The organism is Pseudonocardia sp. ICBG1142, from assembly GCF_020496255.1.
Classification (GTDB): Bacteria; Actinomycetota; Actinomycetes; order Mycobacteriales; family Pseudonocardiaceae; genus Pseudonocardia.
Genome location: NZ_JAHLJC010000006.1, coordinates 1 through 18,337, shown reverse-complemented (window position 1 = coordinate 18,337; position 18,337 = coordinate 1). Strand labels below are relative to the sequence as shown.

General features: G+C 74.3%; 18 protein-coding genes and 4 pseudogenes. 7 read left to right on the top strand and 15 right to left on the bottom strand.

The window, feature by feature from the left end:
• Entirely contained in the window at window positions 1-507 is a 507-nt protein-coding gene (locus tag KPL59_RS09300) for a hypothetical protein (RefSeq protein WP_043276975.1), read from the top strand.
• Window positions 508-511: 4 nt separating this feature from the next.
• On the opposite strand, the gene KPL59_RS09295 is transcribed toward KPL59_RS09300, so the two are convergent.
• The 3 genes from KPL59_RS09295 to KPL59_RS09285 all read right to left on the bottom strand — a co-directional run bounded on the left by KPL59_RS09295 (window position 512) and on the right by KPL59_RS09285 (window position 3,277).
• Window positions 512-1,501 (bottom strand): LacI family DNA-binding transcriptional regulator, encoded by a 990-nt coding sequence (locus KPL59_RS09295; protein WP_226353267.1) that lies wholly within the window; start codon window positions 1,499-1,501, stop codon window positions 512-514.
• A gap of 85 nt (window positions 1,502-1,586) precedes the next feature.
• A complete protein-coding gene (locus KPL59_RS09290; RefSeq protein ID WP_226360566.1) occupies window positions 1,587-2,912 on the bottom strand; it encodes an MFS transporter in 1,326 nt (441 codons plus the stop codon).
• A 38-nt stretch (window positions 2,913-2,950) separates the two neighbouring features.
• Entirely contained in the window at window positions 2,951-3,277 is a 327-nt protein-coding gene (locus KPL59_RS09285) for an L-rhamnose mutarotase (RefSeq protein ID WP_308187854.1), read from the bottom strand.
• A gap of 237 nt (window positions 3,278-3,514) precedes the next feature.
• Here KPL59_RS09285 and rhaI point away from each other — a divergent pair, with 237 nt between their 5' ends.
• Genes rhaI through KPL59_RS09270 form a run of 3 tightly spaced genes read left to right on the top strand, consistent with a single transcriptional unit; the run spans window position 3,515 to window position 8,228 of the window.
• Complete coding sequence (gene rhaI / locus KPL59_RS09280; protein ID WP_226353269.1) at window positions 3,515-4,678, top strand: L-rhamnose isomerase; 1,164 nt, start codon at window positions 3,515-3,517, stop codon at window positions 4,676-4,678.
• 35 nt (window positions 4,679-4,713) lie between these two features.
• Complete coding sequence (locus KPL59_RS09275; protein ID WP_226360565.1) at window positions 4,714-6,753, top strand: bifunctional aldolase/short-chain dehydrogenase; 2,040 nt, start codon at window positions 4,714-4,716, stop codon at window positions 6,751-6,753.
• Window positions 6,750-8,228 (top strand): rhamnulokinase family protein, encoded by a 1,479-nt coding sequence (locus tag KPL59_RS09270; RefSeq protein WP_226353270.1) that lies wholly within the window; start codon window positions 6,750-6,752, stop codon window positions 8,226-8,228. The genes KPL59_RS09275 and KPL59_RS09270 overlap by 4 nt, the downstream gene beginning before the upstream one ends.
• Before the next feature lie 8 nt (window positions 8,229-8,236).
• Here the strand turns inward: KPL59_RS09270 and KPL59_RS09265 are convergent, their stop codons facing one another.
• The 4 genes from KPL59_RS09265 to aroA all read right to left on the bottom strand — a co-directional run bounded on the left by KPL59_RS09265 (window position 8,237) and on the right by aroA (window position 12,306).
• Entirely contained in the window at window positions 8,237-9,043 is an 807-nt protein-coding gene (locus KPL59_RS09265; RefSeq protein WP_226353271.1) for a crotonase/enoyl-CoA hydratase family protein, read from the bottom strand.
• 77 nt (window positions 9,044-9,120) lie between these two features.
• Window positions 9,121-9,927: a hypothetical protein gene (locus KPL59_RS09260; protein WP_226360564.1), complete on the bottom strand. Its 807-nt coding sequence runs from the start codon at window positions 9,925-9,927 to the stop codon at window positions 9,121-9,123.
• A gap of 65 nt (window positions 9,928-9,992) precedes the next feature.
• Window positions 9,993-11,012, bottom strand: a complete 1,020-nt coding sequence (gene rsgA, locus KPL59_RS09255) for a ribosome small subunit-dependent GTPase A (protein WP_226360563.1) — start codon at window positions 11,010-11,012, stop codon at window positions 9,993-9,995.
• 1 nt (window position 11,013) lies between these two features.
• Window positions 11,014-12,306 (bottom strand): 3-phosphoshikimate 1-carboxyvinyltransferase, encoded by a 1,293-nt coding sequence (gene aroA / locus KPL59_RS09250; RefSeq protein ID WP_226353274.1) that lies wholly within the window; start codon window positions 12,304-12,306, stop codon window positions 11,014-11,016.
• A gap of 35 nt (window positions 12,307-12,341) precedes the next feature.
• On the opposite strand from aroA, the gene KPL59_RS09245 reads away from it, so the two are divergent.
• The 3 genes and pseudogenes from KPL59_RS09245 to KPL59_RS09235 all read left to right on the top strand — a co-directional run bounded on the left by KPL59_RS09245 (window position 12,342) and on the right by KPL59_RS09235 (window position 14,774).
• Window positions 12,342-13,160, top strand: a complete 819-nt coding sequence (locus tag KPL59_RS09245; RefSeq protein ID WP_226353275.1) for an SOS response-associated peptidase — start codon at window positions 12,342-12,344, stop codon at window positions 13,158-13,160.
• Window positions 13,157-13,768, top strand: a pseudogene (locus KPL59_RS09240) (alpha/beta family hydrolase). The gene KPL59_RS09245 and the pseudogene KPL59_RS09240 overlap by 4 nt, the downstream one beginning before the upstream one ends.
• A 697-nt stretch (window positions 13,769-14,465) precedes the next feature.
• A complete protein-coding gene (locus KPL59_RS09235) occupies window positions 14,466-14,774 on the top strand; it encodes a hypothetical protein (protein ID WP_226360562.1) in 309 nt (102 codons plus the stop codon).
• On the opposite strand, the gene KPL59_RS37495 is transcribed toward KPL59_RS09235, so the two are convergent.
• From KPL59_RS37495 to KPL59_RS37485, 8 genes and pseudogenes are all read right to left on the bottom strand, one after another.
• A complete protein-coding gene (locus KPL59_RS37495; protein ID WP_374111614.1) occupies window positions 14,771-15,190 on the bottom strand; it encodes a hypothetical protein in 420 nt (139 codons plus the stop codon). The genes KPL59_RS09235 and KPL59_RS37495 overlap by 4 nt on opposite strands.
• 14 nt (window positions 15,191-15,204) lie before the next feature.
• A complete protein-coding gene (locus tag KPL59_RS35550; RefSeq protein ID WP_374111613.1) occupies window positions 15,205-16,059 on the bottom strand; it encodes a diguanylate cyclase domain-containing protein in 855 nt (284 codons plus the stop codon).
• Window positions 15,942-16,427: pseudogene (locus KPL59_RS37490) on the bottom strand (diguanylate cyclase domain-containing protein); the annotation flags it as partial. The pseudogene KPL59_RS37490 and the gene KPL59_RS35550, both read right to left, overlap by 118 nt.
• A gap of 88 nt (window positions 16,428-16,515) precedes the next feature.
• Window positions 16,516-17,013, bottom strand: a complete 498-nt coding sequence (locus tag KPL59_RS09220) for a hypothetical protein (protein WP_226360560.1) — start codon at window positions 17,011-17,013, stop codon at window positions 16,516-16,518.
• Between the two features lie 19 nt (window positions 17,014-17,032).
• Complete coding sequence (locus KPL59_RS35540; protein ID WP_374111609.1) at window positions 17,033-17,299, bottom strand: SAM-dependent methyltransferase; 267 nt, start codon at window positions 17,297-17,299, stop codon at window positions 17,033-17,035.
• Window positions 17,300-17,464: 165 nt separating this feature from the next.
• Window positions 17,465-17,749 carry an SAM-dependent methyltransferase gene (locus KPL59_RS36810; protein ID WP_308187853.1) on the bottom strand — a complete coding sequence of 95 codons (285 nt, stop codon included), beginning with the start codon at window positions 17,747-17,749 and terminating at the stop codon, window positions 17,465-17,467.
• 10 nt (window positions 17,750-17,759) lie between these two features.
• Window positions 17,760-17,840 (bottom strand): annotated as a pseudogene (locus KPL59_RS35530) (hypothetical protein); the annotation flags it as partial.
• Between the two features lie 78 nt (window positions 17,841-17,918).
• Window positions 17,919-18,337, bottom strand: a pseudogene (locus KPL59_RS37485) (YbaK/EbsC family protein); the annotation flags it as partial.

Sequence of the window (18,337 nt, the reverse complement as noted above, 5' to 3'; positions counted from 1 at the left end):
TTGAGGATCTACCTCCCCGCAACCTGGCCGATGCTGGCCCGCGCCGTGAAGACCGGGAACTTCGAGCCGCTCGGCGGCACCGCGTTCGCACTCACCCCGAAGCTGCGCGAGTCCTACACCGCGGGTGACGACGAGGAGCTCGAGTACGCCGCGATGAACGAGGCGGCGCGGGCGTCGCTGCGGCTGCTCGCGGTCGAGTTCGGCCTGGGCGAGAACGACACCCCCGCCCGCCGGGTCGTGGTGTCCGCCGACACCGACGACGTCACCCTGCGCCCAGACCTCGACGACGGCGCGGTCCGGGTGACCGGCCCGGTGCCGCTGTCGAAGATCGCCGCCGTGCACGTCGACCTGCCGGAGGCCGAGCACGCCGTCCGGGAGGCGGCCGGTGCGGTCGACAAGGCCGACCTGGGCGACATGGACGCCGAGTTCCTCGTCGGCGAGGCCGAGGACCACGAGCTCGCCTGGTACGACGGCACCGAGCTGCCGTTCCTGGTCGAGCTGGGCTGAGCCCTCAGCCTGCGGGTGCGGGTCGCGTGGAGGACCGCACCACCAGCTCGGGGGAGAACACGACGCTGCGCTGCTCGCCGCCGAGCAGCAGCTGCGCGGCCTCGACCCCGAGCCGGCGCGCGGGCTGGGCGACGGTGGTGAGCGGGACGCTCGCGGTCTCGGCGAAGGAGATGTCGTCGTAGCCGACGACCGACAGCTCGTCCGGGACGGCGACGCCGCGGCGCACACAGGCGTTGAGCACCCCGATGGCCAGCAGATCGTTGGCACAGAACACCGCGGTCGGGCGGCTCGCGGTCGGCAGCGCGAGCAGATCGTCCAGGACGCGTGCGCCGGTTCGGATGGTGAGCTCGTCGACGTCGACCACGTGCACCGGCTCGCGGCCGCGGAACGCCGACCGCAACCCGTGCAGCCGGTCGACGACCTGGCGCAACCCCGACGGACCACCGGCGAAGGCGATGCGTTCGTGCCGGGTGTCGCTGAGCAGCTCCCCGACCAGGGCACCACCTCGGACGTCGTCGACGGCGACGGAGGCGAACCCCCACCCCGAGGGCACCCGGTCGACGAACACCACCGGCGGACGGGACCGGCGTGACGCGAGCTGGGCGGCGCCGGCGACCTCGTGCACCGGGGAGAGCAGGATGCCGCCGACCTGCTGCTGCAGGAGCCGGTCGAGGTGGCGGGCCTCCCGCGCGGGGTCACCGGCGCTGTTGCAGACCACCACCTGCGCGTGATGGGCCTCGGCGACCTCCTCCGCGCCCTCGACGATCTCGCCGAAGAACGGGTTGGTGACGTCGAGGACGACGACGGCCACGGTGCGGCTCATCCCGGCGCGCAGCTGCCGGGCCGGCTCGCTGCGCACGAACCCGAGCTCCTCGATGGCCCGCTCGACCCGTGCCCGGCGCTCCGCGCCGACCCGCTCGGGCCGGTTCAGGACGTTGCTGACCGTGCCGAGCGAGACGCCGGCCAGACGCGCGACGTCCTTGATGCTGGCCACGGACCACCCTCCGGCCGACCTGAGGTACCCGCCCACGGTAGCCGTCGCGCACGGTGGCCCTCCGCACCCACCGGGGCGGGCCCGGTTACGCGCCGGGGGATCCGGCGCGGTCCGTGGCCGGTCGGGTGACGGTGTCGGAGAGGACCTCGCCGTAGCGCTCGATCTCGAGCTGGGTCAGCGTCTTCCCGCGGGTGTCGGGGGACCAGACCGCGCCGACCACCAGGGACAGCAGGAGCAGCCCGATCATCAGCAGCCCGACCGCGGGGACACCGCTCGTGGCGAGCATGACCGGGAAGAAGTAGCTCAGGAGACCGATCGACACGCGCGCCGCGAAGAACAGCACGCCCTGGGCACTGGCCCGGTACGGCGTGGCGAAGAGCTCGCTGGTCCACAGGGCGTAGAACGCCTGGGCGCCGATTCCCGCGGACACACCCCAGGAGACCGCGAAGAGGAGCAGCACGGGCAGCGTCGCGTCGGCGAAGACCAGCAGGACCCACGCGAACACCCCCAGCACCGCGCCGATGACGTACAACGTCCGACGGCTCATCCGGTCGGCGTAGCGCTGGAAGCCGAAGTAGGTCGCGAGCAGCGTGCACGTCCAGAGGAGCACCTGGAGCAGGTTCTGCTCGACCTCGCTCTGGACACCGGCGGTCTCGTAGACGCGGGGCATGAAGATGCCCATCTGGCCGGCCACGATCCCCCAGAACCCGTAGATGCCGAACAGGAAGGCGAGGGCCTTGATGTTGGTGCCGCGCGAGAACAGCTCCCGCAGGCCGCGGCGCGGCGCCGGCGTGCCGCCCTCGGAGGCACGGGCGGCCTTCCACAGCGTCGACTCGCTCAGGCCCCGCCGGATCCACCAGACCACGGCCGCCACCAGGAACAGGTGGAAGAAGACCAGGCGCGCCCCGAGCAGCCCGAGCGGGGCGGTGAGCACCACGGCGAGCAGGAACCCCACGACCGGACCGGCTGACCACGCGAGCTGGGCCGCGCCGACGTGCTTGGCGCGCTCGTGCGCGGGTGCCTCCTCGGCGATGTAGGTCCACGACGCCGGGACACCTGCCCCGACCGCGATGCCGGTGATCAGGAACGCGGCGAGCAGCATCGGGAAGCTGACCGCGAACGTCGCGATCAGGACGCCGACCATGAACACCACGAGGTCGTAGGTGTAGATGAACTTGCGGCCGTAGCGGTCGCAGAGCGGCCCACCGATCGCGGCTCCGATGGCCGCGCCGAAGGCGTTGGCACTGAACGCGGCGAGCAGTCCGACGGCGAAGTCGTCGATGCCGAAGGCGTCCTGCCAGAGGGAGAGGCTGGTGGCGATGGCGATGATCGCACCGGCCTCGATGTAGTTGGACATGGCGACGGCGGCCGTCGCCTTCCATCCGGTGGTGCTCGTGCTTCCGATTCGCATCGTCGCAGCCCTCTCAGGGGTCGGAAGGTGGGTCGGGGTCAGTCGAGGTGGAAGTACTCGGTGAGACGGTCCAGCCCCTGGTCGGGGCGGGTGCCGTCGCCGGTGGAGACGAGGGGGGCCATCGCGGCCTGCCAGCGCGCGTTGACCGGCTCGCCGTCCATGCCGGCCAGTGCGGCCGCGAAGTCGTCGCAGACGACGACGCCGACGACGAGTGCGGCCTCGGGCTTCACGAACAGCGAGTAGTCCCGCCAGCCGTGCCGGCGCAGGGCGTCGAGCATCTCCGGCCACACCTCGCGGTGTGCGGTCAGGTACTCGTCGACCCGCTCGGGCCGCAGGTGCATCAGGAAGCACACGCGCTCGGCCACCGGAATCCCCCTCGATCCGCCGCAACAATGAACCGTTTCATTCCTGCGGTCGGCGCAGTGTGACACAGCGCACCGACGGCAAGCAAGGGCCTACGAGCACGACGTTTCGTGGTCGATGCGAGACTCGGGTTGACCGGATCCTCGCCGCAACCGTACGGTGTCGCTCTGACATTGATTCGTTTCAATTCGCGGCCACCATGAGGTGGTCTCGTGTCGAACACACCGGGGTGATCACCGATGACGCCGTCCGAGACGGTCCTGTCCGCGTTGTCCGCGCAGACGATCGAGCTGCCGAGCTGGGCGTTCGGGAACTCGGGCACCCGGTTCAAGGTGTTCGGGCAGCCGGGCACCGCGCGGAACCCGTTCGAGAAGGTGTCCGACGCCGCGACGGTGCACCGCTTCACCGGGCTGGCCCCGCGGGTCTCGCTGCACATCCCGTGGGACCGGGTCGAGGACTACGCCGCGCTGTCCGCGCACGCCGCCGACTCCGGTGTGCGCATCGGCGCGGTCAACTCCAACCTCTTCCAGGACGACGACTACCGCCTGGGCTCGCTGACCCACCCGGACCCGCTGGTCCGCAAGAAGGCGATCGCCCACCACGCCGAGTGCGTCGAGGTCATGCGCGCCACCGGGTCGACCGACCTGAAGCTGTGGCTGCCCGACGGCACCAACTACGCGGGCCAGGACGACATCCGCGCCCGCCAGGACCGCCTCGCCGAGTCGCTGTCGGAGATCTACGCGCTGCTCGACCCGGACATGCGGCTGCTGCTGGAGTACAAGTTCTTCGAGCCGTACTTCTACACGACCGACGTGCCGGACTGGGGCACCTCGCTGCTGCACTGCCTGGCGCTGGGGGACCGCGCCCAGGTCGTGCTCGACACCGGCCACCACGCGCCGAACACCAACATCGAGTTCATCGTCGTGCAGCTGCTGCGCGCCGGGCGGCTGGGCGCGTTCGACTTCAACTCCCGCAACTACGCCGACGACGACCTGATCGTCGGCGCCGCGGACCCGTTCCAGCTGTTCCGGATCATGAACGAGATCGTCGGCAACGACGCCCTGAGCGGTCAGGGCGTGAACTTCATGCTCGACCAGTGCCACAACATCGAGCCCAAGATCCAGGGCCAGATCCGCTCGGTGCTCAACGTGCAGGAGGCCACCGCGAGGGCGCTGCTCGTCGACCGCACCGCGCTGCGCGAGGCCCAGGCCGCCGGTGACGTCCTCGGCGCCCACCAGGTGCTCGTCGACGCGTTCACCGCCGACGTCCGCCCGCTGCTCGCCGGGTTCCGCGAGGCCCGCGGCCTACCCGTCGACCCGTTCGTGGCCTACCGCGCCTCCGGTCACGACCAGCACCTCGCCGCGACCCGCGTCGGTGGCGAGCAGGCGTCCTGGGGCGCCTGATGACCGCCGCCGACCCGACCCCGAACGAGGAGACCATGACCACGCACCCCGTCGTCGCCGACCTGATCGCCCGCTCGAACAGCCTCGGGGCCGACCCGGGCACCACGAACTACGCCGGCGGCAACACCTCCGCCAAGGGCACCGCCACCGACCCGGTCACCGGCGGCGACGTCGAGCTCCTCTGGGTCAAGGGCTCCGGTGGCGACCTCGGCACGCTCACCGAGGCCGGCCTGGCGGCGTTGCGGCTGGACCGGCTGCGCTCGCTGGTGGAGGTCTACCCGGGCGTCGAGCGCGAGGACGAGATGGTCGCCGCGTTCGACTACTGCCTGCACGGGCGGGGCGGGGCGGCGCCGTCGATCGACACCGCGATGCACGGCCTGGTCACCGCACCGCACGTCGACCACCTGCACCCCGATGCCGGCATCGCGATCGCCTGCGCCGCCGACGGCGAGGCACTGACCAAGGAGATCTTCGGCGACCGCGTGCTGTGGGTGCCGTGGCGCCGCCCCGGGTTCCAGCTCGGGCTCGACATCGCCGCCGTCGCCGAGGCGAACCCGCAGGCGATCGGGGTGATCCTCGGCGGGCACGGCATCACCGCCTGGGGTGAGGACGCCGCGTCCTGCGAGGCGCACTCCCGGGAGATCATCCGCACCGCGCAGGAGTACCTGGACTCCCGCGGGGTCGCGGAGCCGTTCGGCGCCGTCCGTCCCGGCCACGAGCCGCTGCCGCCGGAGCAGCGGCGCGCCCGGGCCGCCGCACTCGCCCCGGTGGTCCGTGGGCTGGCCTCCACCGACCGGCCCCAGGTCGGACACTTCACCGACTCCGAGGTCGTGCTGGACTTCCTGTCCCGGGAGAAGCTCGCGCCGTTGGCCGGGCTGGGCACCTCCTGCCCGGACCACTTCCTGCGCACCAAGGTGACGCCGCTGGTGCTCGACCTGCCGCCGTCGGCGACGGTCGAGGAGTGCGCGGCGCGGCTGCGCGAGCTGCACGCGGTCTACCGCGAGGACTACCGCGCCTACTACGACCGGCACGCCGACGCCGACTCGCCCGCGATCCGCGGCGCAGACCCGGCGATCGTGCTGGTCCCGGGCGTCGGGATGTTCTCCTTCGGCGCGAACAAGCAGACCGCACGGGTCGCCGGCGAGTTCTACGTCAACGCGATCAACGTGATGCGCGGTGCCGAGGCCGTCTCCCGCTACGCCCCGATCGACGAGTCCGAGAAGTTCCGCATCGAGTACTGGGCCCTGGAGGAGGCCAAGCTCGCCCGGATGCCCAGGCCGAAGCCGCTGGCGACCCGGGTCGCGCTGGTCACCGGCGCGGCGTCCGGGATCGGGAAGGCCGTCGCCGCGCGGCTGGCCGCCGAGGGTGCCTGCGTCGTCGTCGCGGATCTCGACCTGCAGAAGGCCACCGACGCCGCCGCGGAGCTCGGCGGCACCGACGTCGCGATCGGGGTGGCCGCCGACGTGTCCTCCGCCGACGGCGTCGCCGCCGCGTTCGCCGAGGCTGCGCTGGCCTTCGGCGGCGTCGACCTCGTCGTCAACAACGCCGGGCTGTCGATCTCCAAGCCGCTGCTGGAGACCACGGAGGCCGACTGGGACCTCCAGCACGACGTGATGGCCAAGGGTTCCTTCCTGGTCTCCCGCGAAGCCGCCCGGATCATGATCGACCAGGGGATGGGTGGCGACATCGTCTACATCTCCTCGAAGAACGCCGTGTTCGCCGGGCCGAACAACGTCGCCTACGGCGCCACCAAGGCCGACCAGGCCCACCAGGTCCGCCTGCTGGCCGCCGAGCTCGGTGGGTACGGAATCCGGGTGAACGGCATCAACCCCGACGGTGTGGTCCGCGGGTCCGGGATCTTCGCCGGCGGCTGGGGTGCGCAGCGTGCGGCCGTCTACGGCGTCGAGGAGTCGGAGCTGGGCGAGTTCTACGCGCAGCGCACGATCCTCAAGCGCGAGGTGCTCCCGTCGCACGTCGCCGCTGCGGTGTTCGCGCTGACCGGCGGCGATCTCACGCGCACCACCGGGCTGCACGTGCCGGTGGACTCGGGCGTCGCGGCGGCGTTCCTGCGATGAGGACCGGCACCGTCGCCGCGGTCGACCTCGGTGCCTCCAGCGGGCGGGTCATGACCGTCCGGATGGGGCCGGGGACTCTCGACCTCACCGAGGCGCACCGGTTCGCGAACCGGCCGGTGCGGGTGCGCGGCATCCTGCACTGGGACGTGCTCGACCTGTACCGCGGTGTCCTCGACGGCCTGCGGGCCGCGGGCCGCGCCGCCGGGCGGCTCGACGGCGTCGGCGTCGACGGCTGGGCCGTCGACGTCGGCCTGCTCGACGACGACGGCACGCTGCTCGGCAACCCGGTGCACTACCGCGACCCGTCGCACCGGGCCGGGGTGGACGCGGTGCACGCCGTCGTCGGCCCGGAGGAGCTGTACGCGGTCAACGGGCTGCAGCACCTGCCGTTCAACACGGTGTTCCAGCTCGCCGCCCGCCAGGGCGGCGCCGCCCTGGCCGTCGCGCAGCGGATGCTGCTCGTGCCCGACCTGCTGGGGTACTGGCTGACCGGCGCGGTCGGGGCGGAGGTCACCAACGCCTCCACCACCGGCCTGCTCGACGCGCGGACCCGCCGGTGGTCCACCGACCTGGCGGTGCGGCTCGGGCTGGACCCGGGGCTGCTCGTGCCGCTGGTGGAGCCCGGTGACCGGATCGGAGAGCTGCTGCCGGAGGTGCTGGCCACGACCGGGCTGTCCGGCCCGGTCCCGCTCACCGCAGTGGGGTCGCACGACACGGCGTCGGCGGTGCTCGGGGTCCCCGCGGCCGGCGACGACTTCGCCTACGTCTCCTGCGGCACCTGGTCCCTGGTCGGGGTGGAGCTGGAGAAGCCGGTGCTCACCGAGGACGCCCGCACGTCCGGGTTCACCAACGAGCTGGGTGTCGACTCCACCGTGCGCTTCCTGCGCAACGTGATGGGGCTGTGGCTGCTGCAGGAGTCGCTGCGCACCTGGACCGACGCCGACGGCGGCGCCGCGCCCGACCTCGACGCGTTGCTGGCGGAGGCGGGCCGCAGGCCCGCGTTCGGCTCCGTCGTCGACGCCGGGGACCCGCGGTTCCTCGAGCCCGGCGACATGCCCGCCCGGATCGCCGAGGCGTGCCGCGAACGCGGGGAGCCGGTGCCCGCCGACCGGGCCGCGGTGGTGCGGTGCGTCCTCGACAGCCTCGCGCTGGCCTACCGGTCCGCCGTGGACCGGGCCGCGGAGCTGTCCGGGCGGTCCGCTCCGGTGGTGCATCTGGTCGGCGGGGGTGCGCGCAACAAGCTGCTGTGCGACCTCGCCGCCGACGCCTGCGACCGCCCGGTCGTCGCCGGGCCGGTGGAGGCCGCCGCGCTCGGCAACGCGCTCGTGCAGGCCCGCACCGCCGGGCTCATCAGCGGTGACCTCGGCGCGCTGCGGGCCCTGGTACGTGACACCCAGCCGGTCCGGACCCACCGGCCCGACCCGGTGCGAGCACGGGCCGCCGAGCGCGCGCGGGAGCGTCTCGACCGACGCTGACCCCGTCCTCAGGAGGGGTCGTCGAACACCGGGTCGCGGCCCTCCAGCCGCGCGGCGACGGCCTCGCGCTGGTTCGGGCTCGCGATCAGCGCACCGATCTCGGCCTGCTCGGCGGCGAGCTGCTCGGCGGGCGGACGGGGCGTCGCGAGCAGCCGCTTCGCCGCGCGGACCGCGTACGGGTTGCGGGCGGCGATCTCCCGTGCGGTCGCCAGCGCGGCGGCCCGCGGGTCCTCGGCGGTGCGGGTCGCGAGCCCCAGCGCGACGGCCTCGGTGCCGGACACCGTGCGCCCGGTGAAGGTCAGGTCGCGGGCGACGTCGCGCCCGACCAGCTGCGGCAGCAGCAGCGTGCCGCCCATGTCGGGCACCAGGCCCCAGACGATCTCCAGCACCGACAGCGTCGCGGTGGGGGCGACGACCCGCAGGTCCGCGCCGAGCGCGATCTGCAGTCCGCCGCCCAGCGCGTGCCCCTGCACGGCGGCGATCACCGGCACGTCCAGTTCGGTCCAGGCGTACGCGGCGCGCTGCCCGGTCGCGCGGGCCGGGGAGCCGTCGCGCGGCGGGGGCAGCTCGGCGGTGGCCGAGAGCCGTTCGCCGGCGCGCATCGCGCGGAACATGTCGCGGTCCAGGCCCGCGCAGAAGTCCGGCCCCTGCGCCGACAGCACCACGACGCGGACGTCCGCGCGGTCGCGCAGCGCGTCCGCGGCGTGCACGATCGCGGTGAACTGGGCGACGTCGAGGGCGTTGCGGCGCTCCGGCCGGGTGAACCGCACCTCGGCGACGCCGTCGTCCACGGTGGTCCGGACCCGCTCGCTCATGCATCGCACCGTAGCCCGGATCGGAGGCCGCCACGGCCCGTCGTCGCGCCGCAGCGGCACCCGGAGGGCCGGGGCCCTCAGCCGCGGACGGGCGGCTCGATGGTGATCGGGGCGCCCCAACCGTCGTAGCGGACGAGGACGTCGAGGGCCGCGCCGTCGGGGAGCTGCTGGCGGACCCGGCTGCGCAGCGGCCTGCGTTCGGCGTCGACCCAGATCTCCGAGCTCAGCCGGGTCAGCCCGGCCCGCTGCTGGGCCTGCAGCGCCGCCCGGCGCGCCGGGTCGGTCTCGGTCGCCACGGCCCGCACCAGGTCGACGACCAGCGTGTAGTGCACGGCCGGGGTGCCGTCGACGGCGTCGTCGGCGGCGTCGGCGGCGTCGGCGACGAGCACCGCGTCCGGGTAGCGGGCCACCGCCCCCAGCGGGTCGACCCCGGCGGCGACGTTCGCGGCGAGCGTCGCGTGCGCCATCTGCTCCGGTGGCAGCGGGACCCGCCCGGCCTCGCCCCAGCCGCCGTCGCCGGGGCGCAGCCAGGTGCGGCCGCCGATCCGGATGATCTCGGTGCTCCGGGCGACCGTGCCGGAAGGCCCCGAGCGCAGCAGCAGCCGCACGGCGGGGGCGTCCCCGGCCCCGTCGACCCGCAGGGCGCCGTCGCCGGTCACCGGGACGGTCGTGCCGTCGTGGGTCAAGGTGCCCGCCACCGACAGCGTCGAGCCGCCGTCGAGCCGGGTGCGAGCCCGCACGTCGGCGACCAGCGGGGCCGGGTCGTAGTACTTCGGCAGCGCCGCCGGCGCGACCGCGGGCGGCGGGGTGGCGCCCGACGAGCCGGGCCACGAGCACCCGGACAGCCCGGGTACCAGCACCGCCCCGCACAGCAGCAGCGTCATCGCGCGCCGTCCCGGCACTACCCGCTCCCCGGCCTTCATCGTGATCGTCGGAACTGTCAGGACCGTCAGAACCTGTCGGTCGCCAGCGCCACCAGCACGCGGCGCAACGCGTCGAGTCTGCCTCCTCCGAGCGCGCCGGAGGCGACCAGGTCGTCCAGTGCACACTCCGGGTCGGCGGGCGGCCCGAGGTGTCCGCAGCCGCGCGGGCAGTCCTCGATGGCCTCGGCGAGGTCGCCGAACGCGGCGACGACGTCGTCCGCGCTGACGTGCGCGAGCCCGAACGACCGGACCCCCGGGGTGTCGACGACCCAGCCGTGGGCGTGCGGGAACGCCAGGGCCGCGGTGGTCGTGTGCCGCCCCTTGCCGACGCCCGACACCCGCCCGATGGCCTGGGTCGCGGCCGGGACGATCGCGTTGACCAGCGTGGACTTGCCGACCCCTGAGTGTCCGACGAGCGCGCACAGCCGCCCGGACAGCTCCGCGCGCAGCGCGTCCAGCCCGGTCGGCGGCCCGGACTCCGAACGTCCGGTCACCAGCACCGGCACGCCGAGCTCGCGGTACTGCGCGGCGAACGGCTCCGGGTCGGCGAGGTCGGACTTGGTCAGGCACAGCACCGGCTGCAGCCCGCCGGCGAACGCCGCGACCAGGCAGCGGTCGACGAACCCGCTGCGCGGCACCGGGGCGGCGACGGCGGTGACCACGATCAGCCGCTGCGCGTTCGCGACGACGATCCGCTCGTAGGGGTCGGTGTCGTCGGCGGTGCGGCGCAGCACGGTCTCGCGCTCGGCGACCCGCACGATCCGCGCGAGGGTGTCCGGCTCGCCGGACAGGTCCCCGACGAGGTCCACCCGGTCCCCGACGACGACCGGCGTCCGGCCCAGCTCGCGGGCCCGCATGGCGACGACCTGGGGGAGGCTCGGGTCGGCGTCGACCGCGCAGGTCCAGCGGCCCCGGTCGACGGCGGTGACCATCGCGCGGGTCGCGTCGGCGTGCGCGGGGCGGCGCTTGCTGCGCGGACGGCTGCCGCGCCGTCCCGGGCGGACGCGGACGTCGGACTCGTCGAGCCTGCTGATGTCGCGGGGCACGTCAGTTCCCGACCAGCGCCGCCCACCGGCCGGGGAAGTCCGGGATGGTCTTGTCGGTGCTGGCGACGTCGTCGATCTCGACGCCCGGCACGACCAGACCGATGATCGCGCCCGCGGTCGCCATCCGGTGGTCGGCGTAGGCGCCCCAGGGCCGGTCGGCGCGCCCGGTCAGCGGCTTCGGTTCGATGACCAGCCCGTCGTCGGTCTCGGTGACGGCGCCGCCGAGCGCGGTGATCTCGGTGGCGAGCGCGGCGAGCCGGTCGGTCTCGTGCCCGCGCAGGTGCCCGATCCCGCGCAGCCGCGAGGTGCCCGAGGCGAGCGCGGCGATCGCCGCGACGGTGGGTGCGAGCTCGCCCGCGTCGTGCAGGTCGACGTCGACGCCGTTGAGCCGGTCCGGGCCGGTCACGGTCAGCCCCTCGGCGGTGTGCGACACGGTCGCGCCGAACTGCTCCAGCACCGGCAGCACGTCGACGCCGGGCTGGGTGGTCTCGGCGGGCCAGCCGCGCACGGTGACCCGCCCACCGGTCACGACGGCCGCGGCGAGGAACACCGCGGCGTTCGACAGGTCCGGCTCGACCGTCCAGTCCCGCGCCGCGACCGGGCCGGGCTCGACCCGCCAGCGGTTCGGCTCGCCGTCGTCGACGACCACCCCGGCGGTGCGGAGCATCTCCACCGTCATCGCGATGTGCGGCAGCGAGGGCAGCGGCTTCCCGTCGTGGCGGACGGTCACCCCGCGCTCGAACTGCGCCCCGGACAGCAGCAGCCCGGACACGAACTGCGACGACGCCGACGCGTCGATCGTGACCTCGCCACCCCGGACCGGGCCCCCGTCCAGGACGAAGGGCAGCGCGTCGGCGGCGCCGTCGAAGGACACGGTGGCGCCGAGGTCGCGCAGGGCGCCCAGCACGGTGCCTATCGGGCGCTCCCGGGCGCGCGGGTCGCCGTCGAAGCGGACCGCACCCGACGCCGTCGCCGCGGCCGGCGGGACGAACCGCATGACTGTCCCGGCCAGCCCGCAGTCGACCTCCGCCGGGAACGCCGCCGTGCCGCCGCGCAGCCCGCCGTGCGCGCCGATCCGCACCGTGTCGCCCTCGGTGACGACCGGGACGCCCAGCGCGGTGAGCGCGCCGGTCATCAGCGCGGTGTCGCGGGTGGGCGGCGCACCGTCGACCCGGACCCCGCCGCCGGACAGCCCGGCGAGCAGCAGCGCACGGTTGGTCACCGACTTCGACCCGGGGACGGTCACGGTGCCGGTCACCGGCGACCCGGGCGTGGGGGCGGTCCAGTAGCTCACGCCCCCATCCTTCCCCACATGGGAGCATGGGATGCATGTGCGGCCGTTACGCCTCCACCAAGGCCCCCGCGGACCTGGCCGACGAGTTCCACGCCGTCGACGCGACGCAGGAGTCCTCGCAGCGTCCGGACTACAACGTGGCGCCGACCAAGGACATCACCGTGGTGGTCGAACGCCACCCCCGCGACGAGAGCGGCGAACCCGACCGGGACACCACCGAGCGGTCGCTGCGGACCGTCCGCTGGGGCCTGGTGCCGTTCTGGGCGAAGGACCCGTCGGCGGGTGCGCGGATGGTGAACGCCCGGTCGGAGACGATCACCGAGAAGCCCGCGTTCCGCCGTGCGGCCGCGTCGCGGCGCTGCCTGTTCCCGATGGACGGCTGGTACGAGTGGCAGCGCCACGACGCCGTCCCGAAGAGCCAGGGCGGGACCGGCAAGCCGACCAAGCAGCCGTACTTCACCCACTACGCCGACGACGCCACGATGGCGATGGCCGGCCTGTGGGAGTACTGGCGGCCCAGCGGCGGCGAGCTCGCCGAGAAGTACCCGGACGGCCTGGTCACCGCCTGCGTGCTCACCACCGAGGCGGTCGGCCCGCTCGCCCAGGTGCACGACCGGATGCCGCTCGTGCTGCGCCCCGACGACTGGTCGGACTGGCTCGACCCGGACCGCGGCACCGGCGACGACCGGGTCACCCGGCTGCTCGTCCCGCCGACCCCCGAGCTGGTGTCCACCCTCGAGATCCGGCCGGTGTCGCCGCAGGTCAACAACGTCCGCAACAACGCTCCCGAGCTGCTCGACCGGATCCCCGACGACCAGGTGACCGAGCCGATCCAGCTCGACCTGCTGTCGTGACCGGGGCGCGCGAGGTCGACACCCCGCGCGGACCGGCCGGGTCACCCTGCACCGGGCGGAACAACCGCGCGGGCTGCTGCTGCTCGGGCACGGCGCCGGCGGCGGTGTCGACGCCCCCGACCTGGTCACCGCGACCGCGGCGGCCACCGCCGCCGGGTTCGACGTCGGCCTGGTCGAGCAGCCCTACCGGGTCGCGGGCCGGCGGGCCCCCCGCCGGCCGGGCACCTCGACGAGGCGTGGCTCGCCGTCGTCGCGGCGGTGCGGCCCGGCCACGACGGGCCGCTGGTCGTCGGCGGCCGCAGCTCCGGTGCGCGCGTCGCCTGCCGCACGGCGACGACGGCCGGTGCCGCCGCGGTGCTGTGCCTGGCCTTCCCGCTGCACCACCCCCGGGCCGTCCGGAGCGGACCCGGGCACCGGAGCTCGACGGCGCCGGGGTGCCGGTGCTCGTGGTGGAGCAGGGCCGCAGCGACCGGTTCGGCGTCCCGGCGACGGTCCCCGACCGGCGGGTGGTGCTGCTCGACGGCGATCACGGTCTGAAGAAGCAACAACACGACCGGCTGCGCGAGGTCGTCGCCGGATGGCGGCGGCGAGAGCAGCTCGACCGGTAGAAGCCGGCAGAAAAGGTATGCCTACCCTATGTGCCCGGTATGTTCCCTCCGTGTCGAAGATCCGATCTCTGAGAGCGTCGGCGGCCGCTGCGGTCCTGTCCGCGCTGCTGCCTCGTGGTGGCCGGGTGCGCCGCGGCGCCCGAGCCGGCCCCGTCCGGGGGAGGCGGCTACACGGTCACCCACGCGGATGGTGAGACGCGGCTGCCGGCGCGGCCGTCGCGCGTCGTGGTGCTGGACTCCCGCACCCTGGACCGCGCTGGTCGCGCTCGGGATCGTCCCGGTCGGGGCGAGTGAGTCGTCGGTCGGGGCCGGGTTCCCGCCGTACCTGGTCGACCGCCTGACGGGCACCCGGCCGACCGGAGCGATCAACGATCCCGACCTCGAGGCGGGTCGCGTCGCTGCGGCCCGACCTGATCATCGGCTCGGCCACGCGGCACACCCCGCTCCACGCGCAGCTCGCGCGGATCGCCCCGACCGTGTTCCTCGATCGGCAGCGGCACCGACTGGACCGAACAGGCCCGGGTCACCGCTGCCGCGGTGCAGCGCACCGGCGAGATGGAGGAGCTGCTCGACAGGTGGCGGCTGCGCGCCGAGCAGGTGGGCAGGGAGGTCGGTGCGCCCGGCCGCGGACGGCGTCGATCGTGCGGTTCCAGCCGGAGTCGTTCCGGCTCTACGGCCGAGGAGCTTCTCCGGGTCCGTGTTGACCGCGATGGGCTTCGACCTGGGCGACCGTGCCTGGAACGAGTACTCGATGCTGCAGGTCGGACCGGAGATGGCCTCGGAGATCGACGGCGACGTCGTGTTCTTCACCGACCGGGCCGGTGACCCGTCGGCCGGTGCCCGGGGTGCGGTGAGCAGGCTGTGGGCACCGCCGCCCCGCCGTCCGCGCCGGCCGGGTGCACGAGGTCGAGGACGAGACCTGGATGGTGGGATCGGCCGTGCTCGGCGCGCCGACCGGATCGTCGACGACGTGCGGCAGCGTCTGGCCCCGGGCCCGCCGTCCTAGCGGGCCCCGGCCAGCAGCGCGGCGAGCTCGGCCGCGGGGCGTGGCGACCCCCAGGTGCCAGCCCTGGCCGATGTCGATCCCAGGTCGTGCAGCCTGCGGGCCTGCCAGCCGGTCTCGACCGACTCCGCGACGACGGTCAGCCCGAGAGGGTGTGCGCCAGCTCGATCATCGCCGAGAGGATGACCGGGCTGTCGACGTCGCCGGGGCCCGGGTCGTCCGGACCCTCCTCGCCGGGGCAGGCGCCACCCCCGGCCGGTGACGAACGACCCGGCCAGCTTGAGCCCGTCCACCGGGCATGTCGGTGCAGGTAGACCAGGTTCGGAGTAGCCGGTGCCGAAGTCGTCGATGGCGATGCGCACACCCGAGCCGCGACAGCTCCTCCAACGCCTGCACCGGGCGCCCCGCAGGGCGGACATGAGGTCGCTCTCGGTCAGCTCCAGCTGCACGCGACGAGGCGGGCCACCCGCCGTCCGCTCCAAGCACGTCGGCGATGCGGAGGACGGCGTCGGGCCTGCGCAGCTGCTGGCCCCCCGCCTTTCACGCTGAGCACCAGGCCCGCGTCGGCGCCCGAGTCCACCCAGGACCGGGCGTCGGTGCAGGCCTGCTCCAACAGGTGCAGCCCCCCAGCGGGACGATAAGGCCGGTCTGCCGGCCAGCGGGATGAACACGTCGGCCGGCCGCCGCCGCTCGCCGTCGGCGGTGCGCCAGCGGGCCAGCGCCTCCACCCCGACGACGGCGCGCCGTCGTCGAGCGCGACCAGCGGCTGGTACTCCAGGTGGAACTCGCCGCGCTCCAGCGCGCCCGGCATCCGGCCGGCCAGCTCGAACAGGTGCACGTCGTTCGCGTGCCGGGCCGGGTCGAAGACCGCGATGCGGTCCGGCCGTCGCGCTTGGCCCAGTACATGGTGGTGTCCGCGGCCTGCATGAGCTCGGCGGCGCCCGCGGCACCGGCGACGGTCCTCGCCGGTGGCGGTGCCCGCGGCGTCGCGGAACGGGCGGGCGACGATCCCGATGCTGGCCGACACCACCACCTCCCGGCCGCGCACGTGCACCGGCCGCCGGACGACCGCCAGCGCCCGGTCGGCGACCTCGGCCAGCTGCTCGACGCCGGTGCACTGCTCCACGAGGACCACGAACTCGTCCGCCGCCCATCCGGGCGACGGTGTTGCCCTGCCGGGCGGAGCTCGGCGTCGAGGCGGTGCGCGACGGTGCGCAGGAGCTGGTCGCCCGCGTCGTGGCCGAGGGTGTCGTTGACGGCCTTGAAGCCGTCCAGGTCGAGGTAGCAGACCCCGACCGGGGCGGGGGAGCCCGTACGGCCCGGCGAGCGCGGTCCTCGAGCCGGGTGAAGAAACAGCGAGCGGTTCGGCAGCCCGGTGAGCGGGTCGTGCTCGGGCCTGGTGACGCAGCCGCGACTGTGCACGACGACGGCGCTCGGTGACGTCGGAGACCATCGCGCGACGAGGTAGCGGGGCTCGCCGTCGGGGGAGCGGACCAGCGAGACGGTCAGCTCGGTCCACACCTGGTCGCCGTCGACCCGGAAGTAGGCCTTCTCCATCCGGACGTGCCCGATCCGTCCGGCGAGCATGGCCTCGATCTGCGGCCACATGTCGGGGGTGTCCTCGGGATGGATGAACTCGAACACCGAGCGGCCCACGAGCCGCCGGGCCGGTGGCCGAGCATCTGGGTCAGCGTGCGGTTGGCCTCCAGGATCCGGCCCTCGGTGTCGGCGACGCTGATGCCGATCACGGAGCTCTCGAACACCACGCCGTAGCGCGCCTCGGAGCGCCAGCGGGCGTCCTCGGCGGCGGCGCGTGCGTGCGGCGAACGCGGCCGAGCTGATCCGCTCCTGCTCCAGCCGGGTGCGGTCGCGCAGCATCCGGGCGTATCCCGTCGACAGCGCCCCGACCGCCCTGCTCCAGCGGCGGAACCCGCTCCGGGTCGAGGGTGTGCTCGGCGAAGTGCTCGGACAGCACGTCGATCGAGCAGCGCAGGGCGGCCGGGTCGGTGAGGTGTGCGGCGACCAGCTCGGCGCCGACCTCCTCGGCCATGACCTCCTCGGCCCGCCCCTCGACGACGGCGGTGAACCACCAGCCCGCGCCGGACAGCACCGCGTGCAGGTCGGCCCGGGCGCGGCGGAGACGAAGCTGCGGGCCTCGATCGCGGCGACGCACCCAGGCGTCGGCCAGCGTCGACGGCCCCGGGCCCCCGTCGTCGGGCAGGACGGGGACGGGTTTCGCCATGACGGCTCTCCTCCCACTGTCAGTCGCCGGGCGGCCCGGTGTGACGGGCGACGGCGGCCAGGCCGGGGTAGCGCTGCGCCTCGGGGCCCACCGGGGTCTCCGGACGCCAGAGCGGGATCCGCACGACTCCGGGTTCCACCAGCTCCAGGCCGGCCAGCAGCGCCGTGAGCTCCTCGGTGTCGCGCATCCGCATCCGGTTCGGGGACGTGTCCCTGTTGTAGAGGTTGTCTTGGGCCTGGCTCGCACCGGAGAGGCCCCCCTCGTCACTCGCGTGGCTGACGACCACGTGGCTGCCGGGGACGGTGTCGCGGCGGCGTATGCGGCGATGATCCCGGCCGGGTCGGCCTCGTCCGGGACGAAGTGCAGCACCGAGACGAGCAGCACGCCACCGGCTGCGTCAGGTCGAGGTGGCTGCGGGTCAGGGGGTCGTCGAGGACCCGTCGCGGGTCGGTCAGGTCGGCGGCGAGGACGGCCGTCGACGGGTCGTCATCGAGCACGCACGGCTGTGCGCGACGGCGATCGGGTCGTTGTCGACGTAGAGCACCCGGGCGTCGTCGCAGGCGGTCGCCGCGACCTCGTGCACGTTGCCGACGGTCGGGATGCCCGAGCCGAGGTCGAGGAACTGGCGGATCCCCTGCGCGCACAGGTGGGCACGGCCCGGCGCAGGAACGCCCGGTTGGCCTGCGCGACGGCCGCCATCTCGGGCAGCGCGTCGAGCACCCGTCGGCGAAGGCACGGTCGACCTCGAAGTTGTGCGACCCGCCCAGGTAGTAGTCGTAGACCCGGGCGACGCTCGGCTGGTCATGTCCACCTCGTCGGGCGCCCATTCCGGTCGGTCCACGCGTGCTCCCCGTTGCTCGTCTCGACGGTGCCGACGGCGGTCCGGGGCCGTCGGTGGCCCGACCCTACTGGCGTGGAGCCCGGATCGGACCCGTCCGTGTGACCCCTGCGGTCAGCCGTCGGTCGCGGTGCGACGGTGCGACGACGGCGCCGGTGAGTGCCACCAGGTCCGCCGGGGCGAGCTCGATCTCCAGGCCGCGCCTGCCCCCGGAGCAGAACACCGTCGGGTGCTCCTCGCGGAGAGACGTCCAGGACCGTCGGCAACCGCCGACGCTGGCCCAGCGGGGAGATGCCGCCCGCGCGTAGCCGGTGGTCCGCTCGGCGTCGCGACGTCGGCCATGACGGCCTCTTCCCGCCCGCGGCGGCGGGGCCAGCGCCTTGAGGTCCAGCCTGGGCCGCCACCGGCCACGATCCCGCGGTCGTTATGGTCCCGTCGACGAGTGCGACGAGGGTCTTGAACACCCGTCGCGGGTCCTGCCCCATG

Bases quoted from the DNA above. Each gene is read 5' to 3' on its own strand.
- KPL59_RS09220 (WP_226360560.1), bottom strand. From the start codon at position 17,013: ATGGCGAAACCCGTCCCCGTCCTGCCCGACGACGGGGGCCCGGGGCCG.
- rhaI (WP_226353269.1), top strand. From the start codon at position 3,515: ATGACGCCGTCCGAGACGGTCCTGTCCGCGTTGTCCGCGCAGACGATC.
- KPL59_RS09290 (WP_226360566.1), bottom strand. From the start codon at position 2,912: ATGCGAATCGGAAGCACGAGCACCACCGGATGGAAGGCGACGGCCGCC.
- KPL59_RS37495 (WP_374111614.1), bottom strand. From the start codon at position 15,190: ATGTCCGCCCTGCGGGGCGCCCGGTGCAGGCGTTGGAGGAGCTGTCGC.
- KPL59_RS09270 (WP_226353270.1), top strand. From the start codon at position 6,750: ATGAGGACCGGCACCGTCGCCGCGGTCGACCTCGGTGCCTCCAGCGGG.
- KPL59_RS09260 (WP_226360564.1), bottom strand. From the start codon at position 9,927: ATGACGCTGCTGCTGTGCGGGGCGGTGCTGGTACCCGGGCTGTCCGGG.
- KPL59_RS09265 (WP_226353271.1), bottom strand. From the start codon at position 9,043: ATGAGCGAGCGGGTCCGGACCACCGTGGACGACGGCGTCGCCGAGGTG.
- KPL59_RS09245 (WP_226353275.1), top strand. From the start codon at position 12,342: ATGTGCGGCCGTTACGCCTCCACCAAGGCCCCCGCGGACCTGGCCGAC.
- KPL59_RS09275 (WP_226360565.1), top strand. From the start codon at position 4,714: ATGACCACGCACCCCGTCGTCGCCGACCTGATCGCCCGCTCGAACAGC.